Below are 612 nucleotides of genomic sequence, written 5' to 3' on the forward strand. Positions count from 1 at the left end.
CGGGGCCCCGGGGTCCGGCGCCCGTTGCGCCCGTTGCGCCCGGGCGAGCAGCGCGGCGCCCGAGCGCGTCGCCGCGACCAGCGCCTCCTGCGCGCTGAGGCCCGCATCGACGAGGGCGTCGAACTCGAGCCGGTTCGTGCCGTGCTGCGCGGCCGTGCCGTAGTCGGTGCCGAGCGCGATGTCGACGCCGTGATCGCGGGCGATGCGCACCGCCTCAGGATGCCGGGCCACCGCTTGCTCGACGCGCGGACCGAACTCCCGCGGAAGCCGCCCGGCCGCGATCATGCCCCGCACCAGACGGTAGATGCGCAGGGTCGGCACGAACACGGTGCCCGCATCCGCGGCCCGAGCGGCCTGCTCGGGGGTCAGGAAGATGCCGTGCTCGATGCTCGCCGCACCACCCGCGACCGCGAAGTCGATCGCCGGCCCGCCCCACGCGTGCACCATCACCGCGGCGCCCGCGGACTCGGCGCGGCGCACCGCCGACGCGCACTCCGCCGCCGAGAAGTGGGGCTCGAGCGCCGCCCCGGCCGGGGCCGCAACACCCGCCGTCGCGACGAGCTTCACCCACGTCGCGCCCGCCTCGAGCACCCCCTCGACCGCGCGGTCGAG

General features: G+C 77.5%; 1 protein-coding gene. It reads right to left on the reverse strand.

Features of this window, described 5'->3' with window-relative positions; genetic code table 11:
• Window positions 1–612, reverse strand: a 612-nt coding sequence (locus NS354_RS12755; RefSeq protein ID WP_153002229.1) for an amidohydrolase family protein, incomplete at both ends; no start/stop codon positions are given.

This window comes from Leucobacter chromiiresistens (genome assembly GCF_001477055.1).
GTDB classification, from domain to species: domain Bacteria; phylum Actinomycetota; class Actinomycetes; order Actinomycetales; family Microbacteriaceae; genus Leucobacter; species Leucobacter chromiiresistens_A.